Below are 5757 nucleotides of genomic sequence, written 5' to 3' on the forward strand. Positions count from 1 at the left end.
CAAGGGGGTGGTTGGTGTGGCGCCCAAGGGGGTCCCAAAAGGGGGGGGATGAACAGAGAAGGGAACAACGAAGGGGGGGGGACCAGGGGACACCCCCCGCCCGCGGCCCCCTCGGCGCCTCCGGGCCCGGCGGACACGGCGGCGGACCGGGCGGATACGGCGGCGGGCCCGGCGGAGGGCACAACCCTTTCTTTGCCGCCTCCTGAACTCCCCTTGGATGGACGGTCCGTAAAGGGTGTTTGGAGAGCTTTCCCCATTGCTTTCACATGTTGGACGGCGCGTAGCGTTGCGTACTCGTTAAGCAAGGCTCCTTGACGCCGGCTGTCGGCTCCGCGTTGTCTTTTCAGACACCTGGGTCGTCTAGCAGCACCCACGTCCGAAACACACGTGAAGTGAGCCCTCGTATGCGCCGTATCGTCCTGTCCGTGGCCGCCTCCGCGGCGACCCTCTCGCTGGCCGGCTGCGGCGTCCTCAACGCGACGGGGGACAGCACGAGCGCGAGCCCGGCCAAGGGCAACGACCTCACGGTGGGCCTGCTGCTGCCGGAGACGACCAATACGCGCTACGACAAGTTCGACTACCCCATCATCAAGAGCAAGGTCGCCGACCTGACGTCCAAGCAGGGCAAGGTCGAGTACGCGAACGCGGACGCGGACGCGGCCAAGCAGGCCGGCCAGATGCAGAAGATGATCGACGACAAGGTCGATGTGATCCTGCTCGACGCCGTGGACGCGCACGCCATCGCCGGCGAGGTGAAGAAGGCCAAGGACGCGGGCATCCCGGTCATCGCCTACGACCGCCTGGCCGAGGGCCCGATCACCGCGTACGTCTCCTTCGACAACGAACTCGTCGGCGAGGTGCAGGGCCGCTCGCTGCTGGAGGCGCTGGGCTCGGACGTGAGCACCGCCAAGAAGATCGTGATGATGAACGGCTCGCCCACCGACCCCAACGCCAAGCAGTTCAAGGAGGGCGCGCTCTCCGAGCTGAACGGCAAGGTGACCATCGCGGCCAGCTACGACACCACCGACTGGAAGCCGGAGATCGCCCAGGCCAACATGGCCAAGGCGATCAGCCAGATCGGCGCGGCGAACATCGCGGGCGTCTACGCCGCCAACGACGGCATGGCGGGTGGCGTCATCAAGGCCCTGAAGGCCGCGGGCGTCACCAGCCTGCCGCCGGTCACCGGCCAGGACGCCGAACTGGACGCCGTACAGCGGGTGGTGGCGGGCGAGCAGTACATGAGCGTCTACAAGTCCTACCCCGACGAGGCCGAGGCCGCGGCGCAGATGGCCGTCGCCGAGGTCCAGGGCAAGGACATCCAGTTCGACGCCCTCACCGAGGACAGGGTGAACAGCCCCACCACCAAGAACATCCCCTCCAAGCTGGTCCAGGTCAGCGCGCTGACCCGCAAGACCATCAAGGACACCGTCATCGCGGACGGCATCTACACCGTGGGCGACATCTGCACCGCCAAGTACAAGGCCGAGTGCGCCGCCATCGGTCTCAAGTAGCGGGCCGTACCGCGCCACCCCCGTGAGCGCGGTACGGCGAGACCAACGATGCCCTTGATCATGTGCATGCCGCCACCGTCATCTTGTTGCAATGCGAGGGGCGGAGCCCGGTGGATATCCGGACGCAGTGGCCGATAACGGCCACCGCGCTCCGGGGAGCCGTGTTGCGGAGCCGGTCGGCGCCCCGCATAGTTGCGCTGCGGAAGTGGCAGCACACCGGGGGTGGAATGCGCGATGGCCGGGCGGAGGGCGGGGCAGCATCCTCACGGTGCCGACCGGCTGTGCGAGGCCGGGGACCGCGTGTACGAGCGGGCGGTACGGCGGGGCCGGGTGCCCCGCACCGAGGCCGAGGCGGTGCCCTGCCTGCTGGAGCTGGCCCTGCTGCACCCGGACCCCGACGACATGGACTGGCTGGTCCCCACCGCCCCGCAGGAGGTCCTGACCCGGCTGCTGCGCGGGGTCCACGACGAGGTCGGCGAGAGCCAGCGCCGGGTCGGCTCGGCGCTGGCCGCCTTCGAGTGGTACGCCGGGCTCGGCCAGTTGCAGGCGCTCGCGGCGCCGGCCGGGGGCAGCGCGGTACGGGTGCTGGACGGGCTGTCCCGGATCCAGGCCGCGATGGACGAGGCGACCGAGGCGTGCACCACTGAGGTGCTCACCGTGCAGCCGGGCGGCATCCGGCGGGAGGCCGAGCTGACCGAGGGCCTGCACCGGGCGCTGGCGCTGCGCGGGCGGGGCGTGCGCATGCGGGACCTGTACACGCACGTGGCCCGGCACGGCCAGGGACTGCTCAACTACCTGGAGCTGATGGGCGACACGGTGGAGGCCCGCACCCTGGACGAGGTCATCGACCGGCTCATCCTCTTCGACCGCACCGTGGCCTTCATCCCCGCCAACGCGGAGCGCACCATGGCCCTGGAGCTGCGCCATCCGGCGCTGGTGGAGTACCTGGTGACCGTCTTCGAGCGGCTGTGGCGGCTGGCCATCCCGCTCACCGCGCCGCTCCCGGACACCGGCATCGAGGGCATCTCGCACCGTGAGCAGTCCATCGCGGCGCTGCTCGCCGAGGGCCACCAGGACGCGGTGATCGCCGAGCGGCTCGGCATCAGCGTGCGCACCTGCCGCGCGCACATCGCCCGCCTCTCGGAGACCCTGGGCGCGGCGAGCCGTACGCAGCTCGGGGTGCGGATCGCCCAGGCGGGTCTGGACGGCAGCGGCCGGGGCCTGCCGGCGGGCGCGCGGGACGCCCCGCTATGAGCCCGGCGTCTCGTCCGTGCGGCGCAGGATCTCCGACTGCGCGATGAGGTAACCCAGTTGGGCCCGGCTGACGCTGCCGAGCGCGGCGGAGAGCTTGGCGATGTGCAGCCGTACGGTGCGCACGTTCATGCCCAGCCGGTCGGCGATGGCGGCATCGGTGTGGCCCTCCACCAGGAGGGCGGCGATGGCCCGCTGGCGCGGAGTGGTGCCGTCCGCGGCGGGGCGCGGCGGGTGTCGTGGTCCGATCGGCGTGGCCAGGTGCCAGAACCGGTCGAACATCGTCGCCAGGTGGGCCACGATCGCCGGCTGGCGGATCTCCAGGGCCATGGTGCGCTCGGCGTTGGCGGGGATGAACGCCACCGTCCGGTCCAGCACGAACAGGCGCTCGGCGACCTCGTCCAGGGTGCGGGCCTGCATGTCGCCGCGCAGCTGCTCGCAGCGGGCCATGACGGGCAGCGAGTGGCGCATCGTGTGCTGGTAGAGGACGCGGATCCGGGCGCCGCGGTCCAGCAGCGCCTGGTCGCGGTCGAAGGCGGCGGCGTCCAGTTCGGGGGTCATCCGGGCGTGGTCCACATGCGGCTGGATCGCCAGGAACTCCTCGCGGACCTCGGCCGTGGCGCCGGTGAGAACCTGGTCGATGCGGTCGATGCCGCTGTGCACCCGGACCACGGGGGTGCTGCCGGGGGTGGTGCCGGGCAGGTCGCGGGCCGCCCGCAGCAGCGGTTCGAGGCTCCGGGCGATACGGGCCTCCCGCCGGCGTTCGGCGGCGACGCGTTCGGCGGAGGCGCGCAGCAGCTCCTGCAGGGCCACCGAAGCGGCCACCGGTTCCAGCAGGCGCGTGTCGGCGGCGCTCGGCTGGAGCAGCCCCAACCGCTCCAGGCAGGGTGCCGCTTCGGCGTCTGCCGCGTCGATCCGCCCGCCGCGCAGGGCGAGTTCGTACAGTTCGCGGCCCTGCGCGCACAGCTCCTCGATGCCGTGTTCCGGGTGCGGTGCCACCGTGGTCACCGGCTACAGGTCCCGGTCCAGCATGCCGGACTGGGCGATGAGGAAGCCCAGTTGGGCCCGGCTGCCGCTGCCCAGCGCTTGCGCCAGTTTGGCGATGTGGGCGCGGCAGGTGCGGACGTTCATGCCGAGCCGGCGCGCGATGGCCTCGTCGACGTGCCCCTCGACCAGGAGTTTGGCGATGGAGTGCTGGATCTCGGTGATGCCGTCGGGCGCGGTCTCGTACGGGGCGCCGGCGGTCAGCGGGACGGCGCGGTTCCACATGAACTCGAAGACCTTGATGAGGTAGCGGATGAGTCCGGGGTTGCGCAGTTCGAGGGCGACCTGCTGGTCGTCGCGGGTGGGGATGAAGGCGACCGACTCGTCGCAGATGATGAGCCGTTCGACCAGTTCGTCGATGGTGCGGTACTCCACCTTGCCGCTGGTGAGCTGGGAGACGTAGCCGAGCTGCTTGAGGTTGTAGCGGACGGTGTGCTGGTAGAGGGTGCGGATGTGCACGCCCCGTTCCACCAGGGCGGTGTCGCGCTCCAGGCCCTGGCGGACGTTGCGCTCGGTGAAGTGGTTGCTCGGCTGCACGGTGAGCACCGAGGACCGGCATTCGGTGGTGGCCAGGTCGAGCGCGGCGTTGATGCGGTCGTTGCCCTCCAGGACGGTGATCGAGTCGGTCGCGGAGGCCGTCTGGGTGCTCAGCGCGAGGAACGGCTCGAAGATGTCGGAGAGTTCCACTGCCCAGCGCCGGCGATCTGCTATCTCGCGTTCGAGGGGCGACAGCCGCTGGGCCAGGGCCACGGCCGGGGGCACCGGGCGCAGCCAGTCGGGATCGTCCGGGTCCGGGTGGAGCAGGGCGAACTCCATCAGACACGGGACCGCCGCGACATCGGCACGTGAGACACGCCCCGTACGCAGGGCGTTGGCGTAAAGTCGGCGCCCTTCCTCGCACAGTTCGGTGACCGCATGGGGATGTACCGTATTGTGCTGATTTGAAGTCAAATCTCCACCCCCCAGGGTCCTGAACATGCAGGAACATGATGCACTGATTGTGTGGTCATGATGTGCCTGAATGAGCCATCGTCTTATCCGACGGGGGAAGAAGGGGACCTTCAAGTGAGGACGAAGTCGACCATGGGCAAGAAGATGATTCGCTCGGGGCTGGTCGCCACCTTCTCCGCCGTTGTGGCCCTTGGAGTGCTGAGTGGCCCCTTCGGCGCGAAGAGCGACGTGCGCGCGGACACGAAGTGGCCCTCGGTGGCGACGCTCGACGCGAACAGCGTGGTGCGTGCGGACACCAAGTGGCCCAGCGACACCAAGTGGCCGTCCGCGGCGAAGCTCGACGCGAACAGCGTGGCGCCCGCGGACACCAAGTGGCCCGCCGACACCAAGTGGCCGTCGGTGGCGGCCGGCGGCGTGACGAACGCCGTGCCCGCGGACACCAAGTGGCCTTCCGACACCAAGTGGCCGGCGGACACCAAGTGGCCCTCCGACACCAAGTGGCCTTCGGCAGCCGGGAGCTGATGTGACCACGCCTCCCGACGACCGCTCCTTCCGCCGTGAGATGGCCACCGCCTACCGCTCCGGCTGGCACTTCATCGATCTGGTGACCGCGATTCCCCACCCCGGTGACTCGCTGATGGTGACCGTCTTCGGTGAGCCGGTCGTCGTCACGCGCGACGACGAGGAGGACGTCCGGGCCTACCGGTGCCTGCGCAAGCCGCGCGGGGCGCCTCAGCCGGTGCGGTGTGCCATACGGTACGGAATGATCTTCGTGAACCTGGACCAGCGGGATCACCGGCTCACCGAGCCGGTGGAGTCCGACCTGAGAACCATCTCTGCCACCCCCCGCAGTGCCTGACGCGATTCCCCCGTCGTAAAAGATCGCTCAGGCGCTTCCCCCCCGCAGCGGGGGGGGGGGGGGGGGGGGGGGGGGGGGGGGGGGGGGGGGGGGGGGGGGGGGGGGGGGGGGGGGGGGGGGGGGGGGGGGGGGGGGGGGGGG

Annotated in this window: 6 protein-coding genes; 4 read left to right on the forward strand and 2 right to left on the reverse strand. The window is 70.5% G+C overall.

Annotated features, from left to right (window positions below; genetic code table 11):
* Positions 1 to 404 precede the first annotated feature (404 nt).
* Positions 405 to 1511 carry a sugar ABC transporter substrate-binding protein gene (locus AC069R_RS32245; RefSeq protein WP_478770257.1) on the forward strand — a complete coding sequence of 369 codons (1107 nt, stop codon included), beginning with the start codon at positions 405 to 407 and terminating at the stop codon, positions 1509 to 1511.
* Positions 1512 to 1745: 234 nt separating this feature from the next.
* Entirely contained in the window at positions 1746 to 2765 is a 1020-nt protein-coding gene (locus AC069R_RS32250; protein ID WP_478770258.1) for a helix-turn-helix transcriptional regulator, read from the forward strand.
* On the opposite strand, the gene AC069R_RS32255 is transcribed toward AC069R_RS32250, so the two are convergent.
* Positions 2760 to 3770, reverse strand: a complete 1011-nt coding sequence (locus AC069R_RS32255) for a helix-turn-helix transcriptional regulator (RefSeq protein ID WP_478770259.1) — start codon at positions 3768 to 3770, stop codon at positions 2760 to 2762. The genes AC069R_RS32250 and AC069R_RS32255 overlap by 6 nt on opposite strands.
* Before the next feature lie 3 nt (positions 3771 to 3773).
* Complete coding sequence (locus tag AC069R_RS32260; protein WP_478770260.1) at positions 3774 to 4784, reverse strand: helix-turn-helix transcriptional regulator; 1011 nt, start codon at positions 4782 to 4784, stop codon at positions 3774 to 3776.
* Between the two features lie 87 nt (positions 4785 to 4871).
* On the opposite strand from AC069R_RS32260, the gene AC069R_RS32265 reads away from it, so the two are divergent.
* Positions 4872 to 5279, forward strand: coding sequence for a hypothetical protein (locus AC069R_RS32265; protein ID WP_478770261.1), 408 nt, complete (start codon positions 4872 to 4874; stop codon positions 5277 to 5279).
* A 1-nt stretch (position 5280) separates the two neighbouring features.
* Positions 5281 to 5616, forward strand: coding sequence for a Rieske (2Fe-2S) protein (locus tag AC069R_RS32270; RefSeq protein WP_085565785.1), 336 nt, complete (start codon positions 5281 to 5283; stop codon positions 5614 to 5616).
* The last annotated feature ends 141 nt before the right edge of the window (positions 5617 to 5757 follow it).

The sequence above is a fragment of the Streptomyces sp. NPDC043952 genome (assembly GCF_056435325.1).